The sequence below is a fragment of the Streptomyces sp. NPDC090106 genome, from assembly GCF_044747265.1.
Lineage (GTDB): Bacteria > Actinomycetota > Actinomycetes > Streptomycetales > Streptomycetaceae > Streptomyces.
Window position 1 is genome coordinate 128,265 of record NZ_JBIVDS010000003.1, and the last position, 18,537, is coordinate 146,801.

The following is an 18,537-nucleotide window of genomic DNA, read 5'->3' on the forward strand; positions in this document are numbered from 1 at the left end:
GGATCAGGGGGCGCCGGGCCGGGCTGCGGGGCCCAGTACCCGCGCGACGAGGTTCTGTACGGCGGTGAGGTCCCTCTCGCGCTCCAACCGCAGGACGCGTTCGGCGAGTTCACGGGTGGCGGGGGTCTCGCCTCCCGCGTTGGCGTGGAACTTGGCCATGACCCGCGCGGTGTCCGGTGGCCGGACCGGGCCGCCGTCGATCCGGGCATCGAGCCGTGTGCCGTCCCGGGTGACCGCCCGGAGCACCCCCGGGGCCTCGGCGTCCGCACCGTCGTAGGGGACCTCGGTGTGCGTGATCCGGGCGGCCAAAGCGGCGACCTCGGGGCGGGCCAGAGCCTCGCGGGCGAAGCCGCCGGGCGTCAGCGCGCCGTCGTACAGCATCAGCGCGGTGCTGAACGGCAGCGAGAACCTGGCCTCGTACGGTGTGCGCGGCGCGACCCGGTGCGGGCGCGGCTCGCACACCACGGGCACGGTGCCGGGCGGCACCTGGGCGACGACCGAGGCGAGGGACCGCGGGCCCCCGTGCCCGGTCAGCCGGTCGCGCAGCACGGCCGCCGCGTCGAGCGTGCGGTGCAGCAGGTGGCAGCACGGGTGGAGCTTGCTCTCGACGGCGGTGACGTGCCACATCTCCCCGAGGTCGCCCATGAGGTGCTCCGCTGTCACCGGCTGGTCGGCGAGCGCCGCGTACACGCCGTTGCGGCCCTCCAGGACGGTCGCCGGGCCCTCGGCGCCCGCCGCCGCCAGCCGGACGGCCAACAGGCCGGTGTGCGCGGCGAGTCCGGGGTGCAGGGTCTTGGTGTCGCTGCCCGCGTCGAGGAACTCCAGCAGTCCGCCCGCGCCGCTGCCCGCGATCCCGAGCGCGTGCGCGGTGACGTCCGCGGGACGGCCGTCGAGGACCGCGGCGGTGACCGCGGCGGCGAACACCGCCGCGATCTGCGTGGCGTGCAGGCCCCGGGCGTGGAACCGGTAGGGGGCGCCGAGCCCGATCCGCACGGCGGTCTCGTACCCGGCGGTCGCCGCGACCAGCAGCGTGGGGCCGTCGGCCGCGGCGGGGCCCGCCGCGGCGAACAGCGCGGGCAGGACGGCCGCCGTGGCGTGCACCAGCGCCCCAGGGTGCGTGTCGTCGTAGTCCAGCGCGTGCACCAGGGCGCCCAGTGCCAGCGCTCCCGCCGGTGCGCCGACCGGCTCCGCGAGCCCCGGCACCGCGCACTCCGCCGGCCCGCCGAGCCCCGCGGCGACCGCCAGCGCGGGCGCGGCCTGTCCGGTACGGGCGGCGGCGAGCACACAGCCGAGCCCGTCCAGCAGCTGACGGCCGACCGCGCGCCGCACCACGCTGGGCACCTTGGCCGGCGTCAACTCGGATGCCCAGTGCGCGAGTTCCACGGCGGCCGGGGCGTTTTCGCCCGGCGCGTGCCCATGATGGTGGCCATGGCCATGGCCATGATCGTGGTCGTGGTGACCGTGCGGCGTGGCGGTCTTCGCCGTGGGGTCAGTCACCGAACGCTCCCTTCGCGCGCAGCCGGGCCACCCGGTCGTCGTCGTAGCCGAGCAGCTCGCGCAGCAGGCTCTCGGTGTGCTCGCCGCGTTGTGGCGCCCGGGGCCGGGGGCCGGACGGGCTCGCGCCGACCCTGACGGGGCTGGCCGGAGCCCGGACCGTGCCGAACCTCGGATGCTCGCTCTCGACGATCAGCCCGCGGGCGTCCGCGTGCGGGTCGGCGAGGGCCTCGGCGACGGTGTGCACCGGACCGCACGGCACCTCGGCCGGGGTGAGCACCGCCAGCCACTCGGCGACCGTGCGTGTGGCGAACAGGCTCTCCAACTCCGGTATCAGCCGCTCCCGATGCTCCCGGCGGCCCGCGAAGTCGCCGTAGGGATGGCCCGGTTCGGCCCACTCGGGGTGGCCCAGCAGAGGTGCCAGACGGCGCCAGAACTTCTCCTTCGCGCAGCCCACCACCAGCCAGCCGTCCCGAGCCTCGAACGCCTGGAAGGGCACCAGCGAGGGATGTGCCGAGTGACGGGTGCGGGCCGGTTCGAAGCCCGCCGACAGATGCCAGACCGCCGGATACGTCAGCATCGAGAGGGCGGTGTCGTACAGCGAGACGTCGCAGTCGCAGCCCACGCCGTCCCGGCGGGCCGCGTGCAGTCCGGCCAGCAGCGCCAGGGCGGCGACGAACCCTCCGGAGTAGTCGACCAGCGACAGCCCGGACTTCGCCGGCGGCCCGCCCGGTTCACCGGTGAGGTCCATCCAGCCCGCCAGCCCCTGGAGGATGTAGTCGTACCCGGGCTGTGCCGCCCGCGGGCCCGTCATCCCGAAACCCGTCAACGAGCAGCAGACCACGGCCGGGTTGAGCGGGGCGAGGTCGGCGTAGGTGATGCCGATCCGGGCGGGGACGTCGCCGCGCAGGTTGGAGTACACCGCGTCGCTGTGCCGCACGAGGTCCTCGAAGACCTCGCGGCCCGCCGGACTGGCGAGATCGAGCCCGATGCTGCGCTTGCCGCGGTTGAAGGTCTCGAAGAACAGCGAGTCCTCACCGCCCTGGTACGGCGGCACGTAACGGCCCACGTCCCCGCCGGAGTACGGCTCCTCGATCTTGATGACCTCCGCGCCCAGCTCCGCCAGATGCCAGGTGCCGAACGGGCCCGCGCCGTACTGCTCCACGGCCACCACCCGGACGTCCTCCAGCGGGCGGCGCCCCGGCGCGGGGGAGGGGAGCGGCGGGGGTGCGGGAAGGGGCGGGGGGCCGGGAAGCGGCGGCGGTGCGGGGAGAGCGGTCATCCGTTCAGCTCCCGGATCAGTTCGAGGGCGAGGGCCTGCGACTCACGGATCTCACGGGGCGTCAGACCGTGCACGGGCGGGGTCAGTTTGAGGCTGTCGGCGATCCCCGCGTAGCCGGACAGCAGCGCGGCGACCTGCTCGCGGGTGCCGCAGAGCGTGAGCGCGCGGGTCATCGCGGGGTCGACGGCTCCGGCGAGATCGCCCGCGCCGGTGCCGGGCGCGCGGAACCACTCGGCGACCCGGCCCTGCGGCTCGGCCAGGCCGTGCGCGGCGAACAGCGGGGCGTAGGTGCGCACCGAGGCGTAGAAGCCGACGTTCCCGGACGCCCGGCGCAGCGCCTCGGCGGGGTCCGGGTGCACCGAGACGCACGCGGACGCCACGACCTCCAGCTGTCCCCGTTCGCGCCCCGCCGTGTCGAGACCGGTGCGCAGGGCGGGCAGCACGGTGTCCCGGACGTGGGCCGGTGACCCCAGCTCGTGCCCGATCCAGCCGTCCGCGATCTCACCCGCGAGGCGCGTCAGCAGCGGTCCCGCGGCGGCGAGATGGACCGGTACGCGGGTGCGCGGCGGAGGCGGTCTGCGGTAGCCGCGGACGCGCAGCGAGGCCAGGGAGCCACCGGCCTCGATCGGCTCGCCGTCGGCGCACCGGGCGATGAACTCCCGGACGCAGTCGACCGTTTCGCGCAGCCGCTGGACCGGATGCCCGAACGCGGCGCCGTGCCACTCCTCGTTGAGGCGACGCACCCCGGTGCCGAGGCCCAGGACGGTACGCCCGGCCGAGAGCTCGTCGAGGTCGATGGTCTCCAGGGCGCAGATCATGGGGGAGCGGACGAAGGCGAGCGCGACGGCGGTGCCGATGCGGGGTGCCGTCGTCGCACAGGCCAGCGCGGCGGCCGTCACGGTGGCGCTGCGGTGCAGTTCGGAGGCCCACAGGGTGTCGGCGCCCGCGTCCTCGGCGGCGCGTCCGGCGGCCGTCAGCTCGGCGAGGTCCTCGCCCCAGGGCGCGTACCCCAGGCGCGGCCGGACGGGCACGGAGGCGGTGGTCACCGCGTGCTCGGCGGGGTGGCGGGGCGGGGGCGGATGTTCCGCAGGCGTGCGGCGCCCCGCCGGTGCACGTAGAAGGTGCGCAGGAACGAACAGACCTCCGTGCCGTCCTGGTTGACGGTCCGGGTCCGCACGGTGACGATCCCCGCCTCGGGCCGTGAGGCCGACGCGCGCGTGGAGAGCACCACCGACTCCGACCACAGGGTGTCGCCCGCGAAGACCGGCGCGGTCATCCTGATGTCGTCCCAGCCGAGGTTGGCGAACGCGTTCTGGGTGAGGTCGGTGACGCTCTGCCCCACGGCGATCGCCACCGTCAGCGTGGACACCACCAGGGGGCGGCCGAACTCGCTGTGCTCCGCGTACTGGGCGTTGAAGTGCATCTGGCTGGTGTTCATCGTCAGCAGCGTGAACCAGGTGTTGTCGGCCTCGCTGATCGTGCGGCCGAGCGGGTGCTCGTACAGGTCGCCGGGGGTGAAGTCCTCGTAGAAGCGGCCGGCCCAGCCGGGGCGGACGACCGTCTCGGGGCCGGTACCGGACGCCGGGGCCGTGCCGGTCGTCGGGTCTGTGGCGGGCTCGGCGGGGGAACTCATGGCGTCCTCTTTCGGATGCGGGCTCCGGCAGGCCGCCGGGGACCCGGGCGCGCCGGGGCGACGGAGGATCTCGCGGGGCGGGGCGGCGCCGCGGACCGACCCTAGGAGCGCGCCGACCTGCCCGTCAAGGGTTCTGTTTCCCTCTGCGGTCCCGTGTTTCCCTTTTCGGATATGCGGTGGATGCCGTTCGGAAACAGGGGTTTTACCGGGTGCGGGCGGCTCCGCCCTTGACACCGGGACGTGGCGGTGGCTCCATGTGACGCACTGAATTTGAAACGCTGTTTCCATCACGGAAACGGGAGGCATCGCTCCGGGCGTCGTCGGCGCCCGGTCCCACGGCGCGTGCCGTCGCACACGTCGCATCACGGAGAGGGCAGCGTCCCGGTATGAGATCCAAGACCATCGCACCGTGCCCGTCACGCACGGCGGCGGCGCTCGCCGCGATCGTCGTCGCGGCAGCCGGATCCCTCGTGCTCGGCGGCGCCCAGGCGGCGCACGCGGGCAGCGCCGAGGTGACCTACGACTGCGTGTTCGCCTCGTCCCACTCGGTGTTCACCACCACGGCGACCCTCACCGCCGACGCCACCACCACCCCCGGCACCCCGATCGACCTCACCCTGAGCTTCGCCGACGGCCCGGCCAACGGCCCCGTCGCCCTCGCCGCCAACACCGTCGCCGTCTCCGCGAAGGTCGGCGTCTCGGGCCAGGACGCCGTCACCGTGAGCGCGCCCGCCTCCAACGCGGCCGTGCCCGCCTACGGCGAGATCCCGATCCCCGACCTCACCGGCTCGCTGACGGTGTCCCAGCCCGGAACCGTCCAGCTCACCCCCGGCGACCTCACCCTGAACATCACCAACTACGGCCTCACCATCGCCTGTACGGCACAGGCCGACGCGCCCGTCCTGGCGACCGTCACCGTCACCGACGGCTCCACCGGAAGCGCCGCCGCCGTCGTCGAGTCGATCTCCGGCCGGCCCGCCGCCGACACCACCGGCGCCCGCCCCGGCGACACCGTCACCCTCAGCGGCACCGGCTGGGACGAGAACACCCCCGTCGACTCGGTCGCCCTGTGCGCCCTGGACGGCACCACCGCCTGCGCCACCGACGTCCTCAGCCCGGACCTCACCGTCGACGGCGACGGCAAGCTCACCGGCACCGTCCTGATCGGCGCCGCGGCCACGCCCGGACCGCACAGCCTCGTCATCACCCAGGGCGACCTCGGTGCCACCGTCGTCCTCGGTGTCCTCGGCACCCGCGCCCTCCAGCTCAGCCCGGCCGGCGGCGGCCCCGGCACGATCACCACCGTCACCGGCGCCTCCTTCGACCCCGGCGACGAGGTCACCGTCACCGGCGTCGACGCCGACGGCAACCCCGTCGGCGACACCCTCACCGCGCCCGTCAACGCCCGCGGCGGCTTCACCGCGAGCCTCACGCCCGCCGACGGCACCGTGAAGATCACCGCCACCGAGAAGGACGGCACCGCCGCCGACTCCGCCGAGGCCGCCTGGACGGCGACCGCCGACGGCGGCAGCGCCGAGCAGACCCTGAAGGTCGTCGTCACCGGCGGCGCCCTGACCATGTCCCAGGCCGCGGGCGAGGTCACCCTCTCCCCGGTCACCGTCGACGGCACCGAGCACACCTCCACCGGCGACCTCAACGCCGTAGCGGTCAAGGACTTCCGCGGCAGCACCCGGGGCTGGTCCCTCGTCGGCACCGTCACCGACTTCACCAACGCCGCCGGAGCCGTCCTGCCCGCGGGGAACCTCGCGTGGACGCCGAGCTGCGGCGTCGCCGCCGGGGCCGCAGCGGCCTCCACCGTCACCCCGGGCAGCGCGGGCGCCCTCAGCTCCACCACCGCCGCACCGCTGTGCACGCAGGCCGCCAGCGCCGACCCGACCTCCGTCACCGGCGGCGACTTCACCGCCGGAGCCGCCCTCGACCTCACCGTCCCCGCCATCACCCAGGCCGGCGAGTACGCGGCCGTGCTGCGGCTGACGCTCTCCTGAACCGCCGCCGGGAGGCCATCCCGGCCGGCACCGCACGGCGGACCGTCCCCGGACCCCAGGGGACGGACCACCGCACCGCCGAGGGCCCGCGCACCCGGGCCCGCGGCGGTCAGCCCGCAGCCGTCGAGGAACCCGAGAGACCCATGCGTGTCACAGCCCCCGGCCGCCCCGCCCTCCGATCCGTCACCACCACCCGGACCACGACGACGGCACCCGTCCGCACCCGTCGCGGCACACCCCGGGCCGTGCTCGCCGTGCTCCTCGCCCTGACCGCCTGGCTGCCGGCCGCCCCGGCCGCGGCGGACGACGGCTCCGGCAAGGCCGTCACCGGTGGCCCCCAGGCATGGTCGGTGCAGCCCACGGACAAGACCAAGGGCGCCGCCTCCAAACGCCTCGCGTTCCAGCTCGACGCCCGCCCGGGCACCGTCATCCACGACTCGGTGCGCGTCAGCAACCTCTCCACCGAACCCCTCTCCTTCCAGGTGTACGGCGCCGACGCCTACAACACCCCCCGCGACGGCGGCCTCGCCTACCGGCAGGCTGGAGAGGCCCAGCGCGACATCGGCGCCTGGGTGCAGCTCGGCACCAACGCCCTCGTCATCCCCGAACGCCGGGCCGCCGACATCCCGTTCACCGTCACCGTGCCCAAGGACGCCACCCCCGGCACCCACACCGGCGGCATCGTCGCCCTCGACAACGCGCTGCGCGACGCGGGCACCACCGACTCCGGCGTCGACGTCAGCATCCAGCGGGCCATCGCCGTCCGCCTCGAACTCACCGTCGCCGGACCGCTCACCCCCGGTCTGTCGGTCTCCGGGGTGCGCCTGGACCACATCGCGGACTCCGTCCCCTTCCGCAGCGGCCGGGCCGTCGTCCGGTACACCGTCACCAACACCGGCAACACCCCCGTCGAGGGCACGGCCGCCGTCGACGTCACCGGCCTGTTCGGGCGCGCCATCGCCGCCAGGACCCGCGACCTGCCGCTCGTCCTCCCCGGCCAGCACACCGAACTCACCCTCGACATCGGCCGCGCCCCGCCCCTCGACCTCCTCACCGCCAAGGTCACCGTCTCCGGCACCGGAACCCCCGCCACCACCGCCCGGGTCCAGCGGCTCGCCCTGTCCTGGGCCACCGTCGCCGTCCTGGTCACCGTCATGGCGCTCGCCGCCGCGGGCCTCTCCCAGATACGGCGCAGGCGCCGCACCCTCGCGCGGGAGCACGTATGAGCGTCCGCCGTCCCCGCGCCCTCCGGGCCTCCGCGCCGCTGCGGGGCGCGCTGGCCCTGGCCGCGCTGGGCACCGTCTGCGGACCCGGCGCCCTCGGCGCGGCAGCCGCCGAGCCCGCGCCCGCCATCAGCACCGACGCCACCCGGCTGATCCCCGGCCGCCCCGTCACCGTCAGCGGCACCGGCTGGCCCGTCGGCGCCGCCGTCCAGACCGAGGTCTGCGGTCTCGACGCCGTCCACGGCAGCGCGGACTGCGACACCGTGCGCGGCGCCGTAGCCCTCGTGACCACGGACGGCGGCTTCCGCGTCTCCCTCGTCGTCGGCGCACCGCCCGTCGACTGCCCCTGCGTCGTGCGCACCACCACCGGCGCCGGGGACACCGCCCGCACCGCGACCATCGACGTCGAGGTGGCCGGTGTGTCCGACGGCAAGGTGCCCGTCCTGGAGGACGTCGCCCCGCGCGTCCAGATCGTCGACGCCGAACTCACCGGCGGCCCCGGACCCGCCGAACTCTTCGGCGGACGGCCCCACCGCACCCTCGTCGTGACCGTCCGCAACACCGGCAACTCCGCGCTCGGCCGCACCCCGCTCATCGTCCGCTGGGGTTCGGGCGGCATCGCGGACGTCGACGCCGCCGCCCCCGCCACCGAGCCGCTGCCCCCGGGCACGACAGCCCGCTACCAGGTCAACGTGTCCATGCCGCTGGCCTCCTTCGGCCGCTACTCCGTGGGCGGCCGGTACGCCGGCGAGACGTTCCTCGTCACCACCGACCTCTACCCGTGGGGCCTGATCGCCGTCGCGGGCGGTTCCGCGCTGCTGACGGTGTTCTCGATCGGCTGGGCCGTCCGCCGCCGGCTCAACCGCCCCCCGGCCCCGGTCCCCGCCCCCGCACCGGCGGCCTTCCCCGCCCCCGCCGCCGTCCCCGTCACCCCCGAGGGCCTGCACGCCCTGATCACCTCCCTCGCCCTCACCGACGACACCTCGGGCACCCCCTTCCCGGACCCCGAAGTCCTGGGCCTGGAAGGCCTGTTGCGGCACCTGACCAACCGGCCGGCGCTCATCGACCGCGCCCGACTCGACGCCCTGGAGGCCCTGTTGACCCCGTGGCCCGCCCCACCCGACGCGGGCGCACCCACGGCGGCCGTCCCGGACCCGCAGGCGCCGGTCCCCGGCCCGGCGACCGGGGCCGTGAGCGAGACGGGCGGACCCCGATGACCAGCCCCGCCCGCCCCGCGACCGTACGCACGAGCGCCGCCGCCGGAGCCGCGACCGGCCTCGCGCCCGGCGCCCTCGCCCTCGGGGCGCAGCAACTCGGCGGAGTCGTCGGCATGCCCGGCGCCGCCGTCCGCTACGTCCTGCTCACCACCGCCCTGCTGACCCTCGCCCTCACGCCGCTCGCCCGGAAGGCCGCGGCCCGGGTCGGCGCCGCCCGCCTCGCCCTCGCCGCCTGTCTGCTGATCGCGCTCGCGGGCGCCGTACCGACGGTCGCCGTGTTCTGCGGTGCCGTCGTCCTGTGCGCGCCCCTCGGCGCCGCCGCCCTCGCCCTGCGCACCGGACCCGCCTGGTACCCCGGCGCGCTCGGCGGGCTCGCGACGGGCGCGGCCCTCACCGCAGGGCTGCCGGACCGGCCCGAACTCGCCCTGCTGCTCTGCGGCGCGGCCGGCGCGCTGCTGCTGGCCCCGGCCGCGCTCACCCGCGCGACGGTGCGGACCGCCGAACCGGTCCGGGCCGTGCGGGGCGTACGGCTGACCCGGGCGGGACTCGGGTTCGCCGTGGGCGCCGGTGCCTTCGCCGCGCAGGACTTCTACACGTTCCGCTTCTCGCTGGTGGGCGCCGCCCCGGCGGGCCGTATCGCCCTGGCCGCCACGGGCGCCGCCTTGGTCTGGCTCGGCGCGCGGGCCGTCCTCGCGCGGGCTCAGGACAGTACCGCCCGCGGGGGCGCGGCCCTCTTCCTCGCCGCGACCTGCGCCGCGCTGACCGCACAGAGCACCGCCACCGGTCCGGCTCAACTCACCCTCGCGCTGGCGGCGTTGCTCGCCTGCGGCACCCTCACCGCCGTACTCCTGGACGCGGCTTCCCCCGAGGAGCGGCCCGATGCCGGCGGCTGGTGGACGCTGCTCGGCGCGCTCGTGGGGATCGGTACCGTCGCCGGAGTCGGCAGCGCCCTCAACGTCGGCGACGCCCTCACGCTCTGCGCCCTGCCGCCCCTGGCCGGAACCGTCCTGCTGGCCCGCACCGCCCGCCGGGCCACGGTCGCCGCGGCGGCGGGACCGCTGCTGCGGGTCGAGGACCTGACGGTACGGCGACGGGGGCGCACCGAGATCCGGCGACTGTGCCTGGAGGCCGCCCCCGGCGAGGTGCTGGTCCTGCGCGACGAACGGGCCGGGCAACGCGCCGCCGCCCTGCTCGGAGTCCTGACCGGTGCCACCAGGCCCGCCCGCGGCGGCTACCGGTTGCACGGCGAGGACGTGGCCAGGACCGGCCCGCGTGCGCGCTGGCTGCTCGGCCTGTCCGCCGCGCTGGAACCCACGGCCGCAGCCGACCCCGCCCTCCTGCCGCAGCTCGCCGCCGACACCACCGTCCGCGAGGCGCTCCGCGCCGCCGCCGCACGGCTCGGTACCGACCGCGCCGACCAGGCCGAACGCGCCGCGCTCGCCGCGTTCCCCGCCGTGTGGCGGCGGCTCGACGACCCGCCCCGCGACCTCGAACCCGCCGAACGCTGCGTCCTCGGCCTCGCACAGACCCTCCTGGCCCGCCCCCGGCTGCTCCTCCTCGACCTGACCGCCCCCGCCGCGGCGGCCCTGGCCGACGACCCTCAACTCGCCGACCTGATACGGCGGATCGCCGCACAGGGGACTGCCGTCCTGGTCGCCACGGCGGGCAGCGCCGCCGAACCGCTCGGCGGCCGGGTGCTGGACCTCACCGAACGCCGCCCACCACGGACCCGCCGCGCACGCGGCGGCCTGCTCGGCAGGCGAGGCGGACCCCCAGGCAAGACCGGCGGCTCCGCGCCGCTGGGCGCATCGACGGAGAGGAACCCGGCATGAGCGTCCTCGTGGATGGCTCTCAACTCGTCTGTTTGGTGCGGCGATTGGCCGTGCTGGGCGTTGCCGCCGGGTCGCTCGGTGGCGGTGTGCTGGTCCCCATCGAACCCGGCCTGTCGTGGACCCGGCGTATCCGGTGGGTCGGGCCCGTCGGGGCGACCGGCGTCATGTCGCCGAGCGGCTCGGTGGAGAGGAGCCCGGCATGACCGCCCTTGTGGATGGTCCTCGACTCGTGCGTCTGGTGCGGCGAAGGGCCGCGCCGGGCGCTGGCGCCGAGCTGCTCGGTGGCCGTGGGCTGGAACTCGTCGAGCGCCGCTCGCCACGGACGCGGCGGCGTATTCGGCGGGGTGGGCCTGTCGGGGCGACCTGCTCCGCGCCGTTGGGCGTATCGACCGAGAGGAAACCGGTATGACCACCTCGATCCGGCCGCGGGTGCGGCGTGTCGTGCTCGGGCTCGGCGGGTCGCTTCTGTTTCCGCTTCTCCTCGGGTCCGCGACCCCGGCCGCCGCCGCGGACACCGGTGCGACCGTCACCGTCTCCCGGGCCACCGCGCTCGTCGAGGGGCAGAAGATCACCGTCACCGGTGAGGGGTTCCGGCCCGGGCTCACCTCCGTGGCGGTCGGGCTGTGCAAGAAGGGCTGGACCAGCAACACCGACTGCGACCTCACCGGAGGCGCCGCCCTCGTCAACATCGACGCCGACGGGCGGCTGCCCACCGTCACGCTCACCGTGCACCGCACGGTCGCCGGCACGGACTGCCGTACCAGCCAGTGCGTCGTCGGGGTGTCCCCGCTGCCCACCGGCACCCCGGCGGCGCTGCGGCCCGCCAACACCGTCGACGTGCCGATCGGCCTCGAGGGCGGCACGGTGACCGGTTCGACCAGCGGCGTCGGCCACGCCGACACCGCCACGGCCGCCCAGGGCGCGGCCGATCCGCACTGGGACGGCCCCTCGACACCGCTGTGGGCCGCCTCCCTCGCCTCGGTCGTGCTCTGCGCGGCCGTCGGGGCCCGACTGTCCCGCCGCCCGCGCCGGACGGACCCTGTTCCGCTCTCCCACACCGGAGGTACCCCCTGATGCGTCAACCGCTGCGCCGGTCCACGGCCGTGGCCTGGACCGGGGTGACGGCCTGTGCCGTCGCCCTCCTGACCGTGCCGCCCGCCTCGGCCGCCGGCACCCTGACGGTGAGCAAGACCACCGGACTCGCGGTCGGTGACACCGTCACGGTGTCGGCGAAGGGGCTGAGCGCCAGTCAGCCCTTCGTGCCGCTCGGCCTGTGCAAGCCCGACCCGGCCGGGCCCACCGACTGCGACACCTCCGCCGACTCCGCCGTCATCGGCAAGACCGACGCGAGCGGCGTCTGGCACAGCTCGTCCGACGACTCCACCACCGCCAAGATCACCATCAAGGCGAAGGCGGGCGGCGCGGACTGCACCGCCTCCGCCGGGGCCTGTGTCATCGCCGTCTTCATCACCGCCACCGAGGAGCTCGTCCAGCAGCCGCTGACGGTGTCCGCGAGCGGCGGCGGCTCGTCGCCGAGCGCGTCGGCCAGCACTTCGGCCGACCCCTCGGCCAGTGCGTCGGCCTCCACCGGCGGCTCCGGTTCGAGCGGCTCCGGCACGTCCGGCGGGTCGTCCACCGACGACTCCCTCGCGCAGACCGGCTCCCTGGACGGCATCCCGGTCGGGCTGCTGGGGGCGGGGACCCTGACACTGGTCGGGACGTCGGCGCAGCTGCTGATGCCGCGCAGGCGGCGCCGGCAGGGGTGAGGGCCGATCCGGACGCGCGCGTCGAGGTGGGGGTGGGGCCACCGCGGTTGTGGTGGCCCCACCCCGCTTCGACGCCGGTCGTCAGGGCCTAACCGGAGCGGCCCGTGGCCAGGCGGGCCAGCGCCTCCGCGAGCGGGATCACGTCCGCGTACTTGGAGTCCAGGTCGAAGAGGTTCGCCTCGTGCGGTTCCGGGTCCCGGTCGGCCGACGCCTCGCGCACCACCTGCGGGCGGAAGCCGTACTGGAGGGCGTCCAGCGCGCTGGCCCGTACGCAGCCGCTCGTGGAGAAGCCCCCGACGACCACCGTGTCGACGCCCCGGTCGGCGAGGAGCCGGTCGAGGCCGGTGCCGAAGAACGCGCTCGGGTAGTGCTTGCGGACGACGAGATCGCCCTCGGCGGGCGCGCAGAGCTCCGTGAACCCCGCGAAGGGACCGCCCGCGCGGAACGCGTCGAGGCCGGGGACCTTGCGCCGGAAGTGCGGGGCGTCCAGGGCGGGGTCGCCCTCGTAGTGGACGGCGGTGAAGACCACCGGCGCGCCGGCCTCCCGTGCCGCCGAGGCGAGCGCGGCCATGGCCGACAGGGCCTTTTGGGCGGTGCGCAGCCACAGCCCCGAGGCGGGGTCGGCGTACGCGCGCACCGCGTCGACCAGGAGCACCGCGGGACGCTCGCCCCAGCCCACACGGCGGCCGAACCCGGCCGCCGCGTAGTCGTCGTCGAGACGGGCGGGCACCGTCAGATCACCCCGTCCTTCGCGAGCTGCGCCCGCCGGTCCGCGTCGAGACCCAGCACGCCGCCCCAGACCTCCTCGTTGTGCGCGCCCAACTCCGCTCCCACCCAGCGCACTTCACCAGGCGTGTCGGACAGGCGGGGGGTCACGTTCTGCATGGGGAACTCCCCGAAGTCGGGATGGGGGAGACGGACGATGGCCTCACGGGCGGCGAAGTGCGGGTCCTTGAGCATGTCGGCGGCCGTGTAGGTGCGCCCGGCGGGCACCCCCGCCTCGTGCAGCTCGGCGAGGAGGGCGTCGGAGGTGCGCGTGGCCGTCCACTCGGCGATGACCTCGTCGAGTTCGGGCTGATGGGCGCCGCGCGCGCCGTGTGTGGCGTAGCGGGTGTCGGCGGACAGGTCCGGGCGGCCCATCACCTCGGTGAGCCGGGAGAAGACCGTGTCCTGGTTGGCGGCGATGAGCACGTCGGCGCCGTCCGCCGTCGGATACACGTTGCTGGGCGCCACGTTGGGCAGCACGGCCCCGGTGCGCTCACGGCGGTAGCCGCCGATCTCCCACTCCGGGATCAGCGACTCCATGTACGCGAGGACCGCCTCGTACAGCGCGGAGTCGACGATCTGCCCGCGTCCGGTGCGCTCGCGTGCGTGCAGGGCCATGACGGCGCCGTACGCGGCCATCGTGCCCGCCAGCGCGTCGCCGAGGGAGACGCCGGTGCGGGACGGCGGTCGGTCGGGTTCGCCGGTGATGTGCCGGATGCCGCCCATCGCCTCGCCGATGGAGCCGAAGCCGGCCCGGGGCGCGTAGGGCCCGCTCTGGCCGTATCCGGTGACCCGGACCAGGACCAGCCGCGGATTGAGCTCGGACAGGGTCGCGTAGTCCAGCCCCCAGCGTTCCAGGGTGCCGGGGCGGAAGTTCTCCACCAGCACGTCGGCGGTGGCGATGAGTTCGCGGGCCAGGCGCTGGCCCTCGGGGTGGCGGAGGTTGCAGGTGGCGGACTTCTTGTTGCGGGCGACGACGGGCCACCACAGCGAGGTGCCGTAGGGGCGTTCGCGGCCCCACTGACGCATCGGGTCGCCGCGGGAGGGGTCTTCGAGCTTGATGACCTCGGCGCCGTGGTCGCCGAGGAGTTGGCCGCAGAACGGTCCGGCGAGCAGTGTCCCGGTCTCGACCACGCGGACGTCGGTGAGGGGTCCAGTCATGCTGCGGAGTGTAGATTCGGGAAACGCTGTTCCGCCAGAGGAACCGGACAGGCAGAATGGCGGTCATGGAGAGCAGACCCGCCGACACGGCCCCGGGCGCCGTCGGCATAGTCGAAGTGGCCCCGCGCGACGGGCTGCAGAACGAGTCCCGGATCCTCACCCCCGCCGAGCGCGCCCGCCTGGTGACCCGTGCCGTCGAGGCCGGGGCCCGCCGGGTGGAGGCCGTGGCGTTCGTCCACCCCGGCCGGGTGCCCCAGATGGCCGGCGCCGAGGAGGTCATGGCCCTGGTGCCGCGCGCCGAAGGGGTGCGCTACTCGGGTCTGGTGCTCAACAGGCGCGGTATGGAACGGGCGTTGGGCACCGGCCTCGACGAGGTCAACTGCGTGGTGGTGTCCACCGAGACCTTCTGCCGCCGCAACCAGGGGGTGGGCACCGAGGAGGCGTTCACCGTCTGGGAGGCCGTGGCCGCCGACGCCCACGCCTCCGGAGTGGAACCGTCCCTCACCCTCGCCGCCGCCTTCGGCTGCCCCTTCGAGGGCGAGGTGCCCGAGGAGCGGGTGGTCGAACTGGCCCGCCGTGCGGCGCTCACCGGCGCGGTGGAGATCGTCCTCGCCGACACCATCGGCGTCGCCGCCCCGGACGCCGTGACCCGGCTGCTGCGCGCCGTCGCCGACGTCGCGCCCGGGGTGCGGCTGCGCTGCCACTTCCACAACACCCGCAACACCGGCTACGCCAACGCGGTGGCCGCCCTGCACGCGGGCGCCACCTGGCTCGACGCCTCGCTCGGCGGCATCGGCGGCTGCCCGTTCGCCCCCGCGGCCACCGGCAACATCGCCACCGAGGACCTCGTCTACCTGATGGAGCGGATGGGCGTGAGCACCGGCATCACGCTGGAGATCGCCGCGGCCATCGGCCGCACGCTGGGCGACCGCCTCGGCGAACCGGTGCCCGCCCTGCTGGGCCGCGCGGGCGGCTTCCCGTCACCTGCCGTGTCCTCGTCGAACGTCCCTGCCGGACAAGAGAGCTGAGGGTTCGTCATGGGCGCCCACACGCACGGCTGGTGGATCCTGCTGCACCTGGTGCTGTTCGTCTTCTGGCTCGGCGGCGACCTCGGGGTCTACGTCTCCAGCCGCTCCGTCCTCAGGCCCGACCTGTCCTTCGAGGCCCGTGCCACAGCCCTGCGCATCATGGGCGTGCTCGACCTCGGTCCCAAGATCTGCCTCGTCCTCTTCCTGCCCAGCGGGGTCACCCTCATGGCCCTCGAACCCCACGGCGCCACCCTGCTGAACGCCTGGACCGCGAGTGCCGCCTGGGCGGGCGCGCTGGTCTGGCTGTGGCTGACGATCTCGGACCATCACCACCCGGGCCGCCGCCCGTTCGTCCGCCGGGCCGACTGGTCCGCACGGATCGGACTGACGGCGCTGCTGCTCGGGGTGGGCGGGTACACGATCGCCGCCGACGAGCCCTTCGGCGTCACGACCCGCCCCGGCTGGCTGGGCGCCAAGGTGATGCTCTACGCGCTCGCCATCGCCTGCGGCCTCGGCATCCGCCTCACCCTGCGTCCCTTCGGCGCCGCGTTCGCCGCCCTCGCCCGCGAGGGGTCCACCCCCGGGACCGAGGCGGCGCTCAAGCGGGCGGTCGACGGCTGCGTGCCGTACGTCTTCGGGATCTGGGGGTGCGTCCTGAGCGCCGCGGCCCTGGGGGTGTTCAAGCCGGGCGCGGCGCTCTGACGGACGATCAGGGGGACTCCCGTCGCGCGGGGAGGCCCCCCGTCCCGACCGGATCGGTGCCGGAGCGTCAGACGGCGCCGGGACGGTGGCCGAACTCCGCCGACAGCCGTTCCGCGGCGGAGACCACCAGCGGCACGCACTCCGCCATCCGCGGCTTGAACCGCATCGAGGGGCCCGCCACGCTCAGCGCCGCCACCACGTGCCCGTCATGACCGAGCACCGGCGCGGCGACCGAGACCGAACCGACCTCGCGTTCACCGGCGGAGGTCGCGTAGCCCCGGCGGCGGATCGTGGCGAGCTCCTTGCGGAGCTTGGCGACGTCCGTGATGGTCCGGTCGGTCAGCGCCTCCAGCTCGTGGCGGCCCAGGTACTCGTCGATCTCGTGCTCCGGCATGAAGGCCAGCACGGACTTGGAGGAACTGCCCGCGTGCAGCGGGTACGGGATGCCGAGCGAGACCTCGATGCGCAACTCGTGCTGCGGGACGACCTGGTCGACGTAGAGGCGGGTGTCCCCGCGCCGGATCGACAGGGTCGCCGTCTCGCCGCACTGCGCGGCCAGCCGGCGCAGCTCGGGCGCTGCCATGGCCCGCAGATCGGTGCGGGCCAGATAGGCGCGGCCCAGCGAGATCGCGGCCGGGCCGAGCGCGTAACGGCGGGTGACCGGGTCGGCGATGATCAGGTCCCGGTTGCGCAGCGCGGTGAGGATGCGGTGCACCACGGCCTTGGTGATGTCCAGCTCCTGCGCGATCTCGGTGACCCCGAGATCGGGCCGGCCGCTGCGGCCGAAGAGCAGAAGTACGTCCATGGCCCGCTCGACGGCGGCGATCGACCTGCTGCTGTTCTCCTCGCTCACGACGTTCCTTCTGCGGTGCGGGGCCCTGGGGCCGGCCGGGGCGACTCCTCCGGCCGCGGCCCAGCATAGGGCCGCGATTTCCCCAAGGGAAACACGGTCGCCCGGCCGTGGACGGTCCGGCATTGACACCCGATGAACGGCCTCGTTACGCTCATCGAGACATCGTTCCGCTACGGGAAACGCTCCGACGGGTATCCGTCCGGGAGGTCCCGCCGCTCACGAGGACACCGCCGGGAGGCGTGATGCGAGCCGCCGTCGACGAGTCGCTCTTCCGGCAGACCCTGGCACGCTGGCCCAGCGGGGTCGCCATCGTCACGACAGACGGAACCCTCGGCCGGCACGGCATGACGGCCAGCTCCTTCTGCAGCCTGAGCCTCGACCCGCCCCTCGTCCTGGTCTGCCTGGACCGCACCCTGCGCTCCCACCGCATGATCGAGGAGCACGGGGTCTTCGCGGTCAACATGCTGGGCCGCGACCACATCGCCCTGGGCCGCCGCTTCGCGGGCATGGAGCCCGGCGTCAAGGACCGCTTCACGGAAGGACGCTGGGAGACCCGGGTCACCGGCAGCCCCGTCCTCGGGGACGCCGCCGCCTGGGTCGACTGCCAGGTCCGCCACGTCTACCCGGGAGGCGACCACACCATCTTCGTCGGCGAGGTCGTCGATGCCCAAGTGCCGCGCCTGGTCACCCCGTTGCTGTTCCACTCCCGCTCCTGGGGACAGATCGCCGACCCCCTCCCGGAGCACGTCACCCTCGCCGACACCGGCGCCGCCGGACGCCTCGCCCTCGCCGCCGTCTCCCGCCGCGCCTCCGCCCGGCTGCTGGGCGGCCTCGCCGAGACCGGCGTACGGGTCCGTACGACCCACGGCCGCACCCTCGACGCCCGCGCCGTGACCGGGACCGCGCGCACGGTCTCCGTGGAGGTCACCGACACCACCGGGGCGGCGACGGCCGTGGCCGCGGGCGCGACAGCCGTCGAGTTCACCGTCGCCGACCGCTCCGGCGGCCGGGGCGTCCCCCTCGCCGACCTCCCCGCGCTGCTGTCCGCCGTGGCCGGGAGGGCCACCGCCGTCGCCCGGATCGACGACGCCCTCAACCCCGCCCGCACCGCCCGCGTCCTCGACCTCGTCGCGGCACTCGCGGCGGCGGGCTGCGACGAGATCGCCCTGGAGGAGTCCCCGGACCCCACGGGCGGCTCCTCACCCGCCCGCAGCTCACCGCTGCACCTGCGCCGACTGCTCCAGGACGCCGTCCAGCTCGCCGGTGTCGTGCCGCTGCGGCTGTCCCTGCGCGACGACCACGGCCTCGGCCTCGTCAACGCGCTCACCGCGATGAAGAGCGGCATCTGCCACTTCGACACCGCGCTCGCCGGCTGCGACGGCACACTCGACCCGGAGCGGCTCCTGCTGCTCTGCTCCCGCCTCGGTGTGGGGGTGCCCGTCGAATCCGCCCCGCTGGCCGCCTGCCGCGCCGAGCTCAACCGCCTCGTCCGCCGCCGACGCACCCGCAGACCGGCCTGACCTGGCCGTTCCCTGCCTCGGCCCGCCTCGCGGCACCTCCGCCCTCCCGCCCGGC

17 protein-coding genes are annotated in these 18,537 nt (G+C 75.2%); 10 read left to right on the plus strand and 7 right to left on the minus strand.

The features are described from left to right. Positions 1-3: 3 nt before the first annotated feature. The 4 genes from ACIPSE_RS10515 to ACIPSE_RS10530 are packed head-to-tail and all read right to left on the minus strand — an operon-like array spanning position 4 to position 4,409. Complete coding sequence (locus ACIPSE_RS10515) at positions 4-1,497, minus strand: MmgE/PrpD family protein (RefSeq protein ID WP_401660095.1); 1,494 nt, start codon at positions 1,495-1,497, stop codon at positions 4-6. Further along, a complete protein-coding gene (locus ACIPSE_RS10520; protein WP_401660097.1) occupies positions 1,490-2,776 on the minus strand; it encodes a CaiB/BaiF CoA transferase family protein in 1,287 nt (428 codons plus the stop codon). The genes ACIPSE_RS10515 and ACIPSE_RS10520 overlap by 8 nt, the downstream gene beginning before the upstream one ends. Further along, on the minus strand, positions 2,773-3,822 hold the full coding sequence (locus tag ACIPSE_RS10525; protein ID WP_401660100.1) for an LLM class flavin-dependent oxidoreductase: 1,050 nt from the start codon (positions 3,820-3,822) through the stop codon (positions 2,773-2,775). Before ACIPSE_RS10525 ends, ACIPSE_RS10520 begins: the two co-directional genes overlap by 4 nt. Then, on the minus strand, positions 3,819-4,409 hold the full coding sequence (locus ACIPSE_RS10530) for a MaoC family dehydratase (protein WP_401660103.1): 591 nt from the start codon (positions 4,407-4,409) through the stop codon (positions 3,819-3,821). Before ACIPSE_RS10530 ends, ACIPSE_RS10525 begins: the two co-directional genes overlap by 4 nt. Before the next feature lie 386 nt (positions 4,410-4,795). Here ACIPSE_RS10530 and ACIPSE_RS10535 point away from each other — a divergent pair, with 386 nt between their 5' ends. From ACIPSE_RS10535 to ACIPSE_RS10565, 7 genes are all read left to right on the plus strand, one after another. Beyond that, on the plus strand, positions 4,796-6,415 hold the full coding sequence (locus tag ACIPSE_RS10535) for a hypothetical protein (protein ID WP_401660105.1): 1,620 nt from the start codon (positions 4,796-4,798) through the stop codon (positions 6,413-6,415). Positions 6,416-6,558: 143 nt separating this feature from the next. Further along, on the plus strand, positions 6,559-7,641 hold the full coding sequence (locus ACIPSE_RS10540; protein ID WP_401660107.1) for a WxL protein peptidoglycan domain-containing protein: 1,083 nt from the start codon (positions 6,559-6,561) through the stop codon (positions 7,639-7,641). Continuing rightward, a complete protein-coding gene (locus tag ACIPSE_RS10545; RefSeq protein ID WP_401660110.1) occupies positions 7,638-8,855 on the plus strand; it encodes a hypothetical protein in 1,218 nt (405 codons plus the stop codon). The genes ACIPSE_RS10540 and ACIPSE_RS10545 overlap by 4 nt, the downstream gene beginning before the upstream one ends. Beyond that, positions 8,852-10,687: a hypothetical protein gene (locus ACIPSE_RS10550; protein ID WP_401660111.1), complete on the plus strand. Its 1,836-nt coding sequence runs from the start codon at positions 8,852-8,854 to the stop codon at positions 10,685-10,687. The genes ACIPSE_RS10545 and ACIPSE_RS10550 overlap by 4 nt, the downstream gene beginning before the upstream one ends. Continuing rightward, positions 10,684-10,890 carry a hypothetical protein gene (locus ACIPSE_RS10555; RefSeq protein ID WP_401660113.1) on the plus strand — a complete coding sequence of 69 codons (207 nt, stop codon included), beginning with the start codon at positions 10,684-10,686 and terminating at the stop codon, positions 10,888-10,890. The genes ACIPSE_RS10550 and ACIPSE_RS10555 overlap by 4 nt, the downstream gene beginning before the upstream one ends. A gap of 202 nt (positions 10,891-11,092) precedes the next feature. After that, positions 11,093-11,761 (plus strand): neocarzinostatin apoprotein domain-containing protein, encoded by a 669-nt coding sequence (locus ACIPSE_RS10560; RefSeq protein ID WP_401660116.1) that lies wholly within the window; start codon positions 11,093-11,095, stop codon positions 11,759-11,761. Then, entirely contained in the window at positions 11,761-12,453 is a 693-nt protein-coding gene (locus ACIPSE_RS10565) for a neocarzinostatin apoprotein domain-containing protein (protein WP_401660118.1), read from the plus strand. The genes ACIPSE_RS10560 and ACIPSE_RS10565 overlap by 1 nt, the downstream gene beginning before the upstream one ends. Positions 12,454-12,541: 88 nt before the next feature. Here ACIPSE_RS10565 and ACIPSE_RS10570 read toward each other — a convergent pair whose 3' ends face one another. After that, positions 12,542-13,183, minus strand: a complete 642-nt coding sequence (locus ACIPSE_RS10570; protein WP_401660121.1) for an isochorismatase family protein — start codon at positions 13,181-13,183, stop codon at positions 12,542-12,544. A gap of 2 nt (positions 13,184-13,185) precedes the next feature. Then, positions 13,186-14,379, minus strand: a complete 1,194-nt coding sequence (locus ACIPSE_RS10575; protein ID WP_401660123.1) for a CaiB/BaiF CoA transferase family protein — start codon at positions 14,377-14,379, stop codon at positions 13,186-13,188. 65 nt (positions 14,380-14,444) lie between these two features. Here ACIPSE_RS10575 and ACIPSE_RS10580 point away from each other — a divergent pair, with 65 nt between their 5' ends. Further along, positions 14,445-15,407: a hydroxymethylglutaryl-CoA lyase gene (locus ACIPSE_RS10580; RefSeq protein ID WP_401660126.1), complete on the plus strand. Its 963-nt coding sequence runs from the start codon at positions 14,445-14,447 to the stop codon at positions 15,405-15,407. A 9-nt stretch (positions 15,408-15,416) separates the two neighbouring features. After that, positions 15,417-16,109 carry a hypothetical protein gene (locus tag ACIPSE_RS10585; RefSeq protein WP_401660128.1) on the plus strand — a complete coding sequence of 231 codons (693 nt, stop codon included), beginning with the start codon at positions 15,417-15,419 and terminating at the stop codon, positions 16,107-16,109. A gap of 67 nt (positions 16,110-16,176) precedes the next feature. Here ACIPSE_RS10585 and ACIPSE_RS10590 read toward each other — a convergent pair whose 3' ends face one another. Next, positions 16,177-16,962: an IclR family transcriptional regulator gene (locus ACIPSE_RS10590; RefSeq protein WP_401660131.1), complete on the minus strand. Its 786-nt coding sequence runs from the start codon at positions 16,960-16,962 to the stop codon at positions 16,177-16,179. Positions 16,963-17,204: 242 nt separating this feature from the next. Here ACIPSE_RS10590 and ACIPSE_RS10595 point away from each other — a divergent pair, with 242 nt between their 5' ends. Then, the gene (locus ACIPSE_RS10595) at positions 17,205-18,482 is read left to right on the plus strand and encodes a flavin reductase (RefSeq protein WP_401660134.1); all 1,278 of its coding nucleotides are present in this window, start codon (positions 17,205-17,207) and stop codon (positions 18,480-18,482) included. Positions 18,483-18,537 lie beyond the last annotated feature (55 nt).

Coding starts and splice junctions, on each gene's coding strand:
- ACIPSE_RS10580 (WP_401660126.1), top strand. CDS start 14,445: ATGGAGAGCAGACCCGCCGACACGGCCCCGGGCGCCGTCGGCATAGTC.
- ACIPSE_RS10540 (WP_401660107.1), top strand. CDS start 6,559: ATGCGTGTCACAGCCCCCGGCCGCCCCGCCCTCCGATCCGTCACCACC.
- ACIPSE_RS10530 (WP_401660103.1), bottom strand. CDS start 4,409: ATGAGTTCCCCCGCCGAGCCCGCCACAGACCCGACGACCGGCACGGCC.
- ACIPSE_RS10560 (WP_401660116.1), top strand. CDS start 11,093: ATGACCACCTCGATCCGGCCGCGGGTGCGGCGTGTCGTGCTCGGGCTC.
- ACIPSE_RS10545 (WP_401660110.1), top strand. CDS start 7,638: ATGAGCGTCCGCCGTCCCCGCGCCCTCCGGGCCTCCGCGCCGCTGCGG.
- ACIPSE_RS10520 (WP_401660097.1), bottom strand. CDS start 2,776: ATGACCGCTCTCCCCGCACCGCCGCCGCTTCCCGGCCCCCCGCCCCTT.
- ACIPSE_RS10575 (WP_401660123.1), bottom strand. CDS start 14,379: ATGACTGGACCCCTCACCGACGTCCGCGTGGTCGAGACCGGGACACTG.
- ACIPSE_RS10585 (WP_401660128.1), top strand. CDS start 15,417: ATGGGCGCCCACACGCACGGCTGGTGGATCCTGCTGCACCTGGTGCTG.
- ACIPSE_RS10565 (WP_401660118.1), top strand. CDS start 11,761: ATGCGTCAACCGCTGCGCCGGTCCACGGCCGTGGCCTGGACCGGGGTG.
- ACIPSE_RS10550 (WP_401660111.1), top strand. CDS start 8,852: ATGACCAGCCCCGCCCGCCCCGCGACCGTACGCACGAGCGCCGCCGCC.
- ACIPSE_RS10535 (WP_401660105.1), top strand. CDS start 4,796: ATGAGATCCAAGACCATCGCACCGTGCCCGTCACGCACGGCGGCGGCG.
- ACIPSE_RS10595 (WP_401660134.1), top strand. CDS start 17,205: ATGCGAGCCGCCGTCGACGAGTCGCTCTTCCGGCAGACCCTGGCACGC.
- ACIPSE_RS10555 (WP_401660113.1), top strand. CDS start 10,684: ATGAGCGTCCTCGTGGATGGCTCTCAACTCGTCTGTTTGGTGCGGCGA.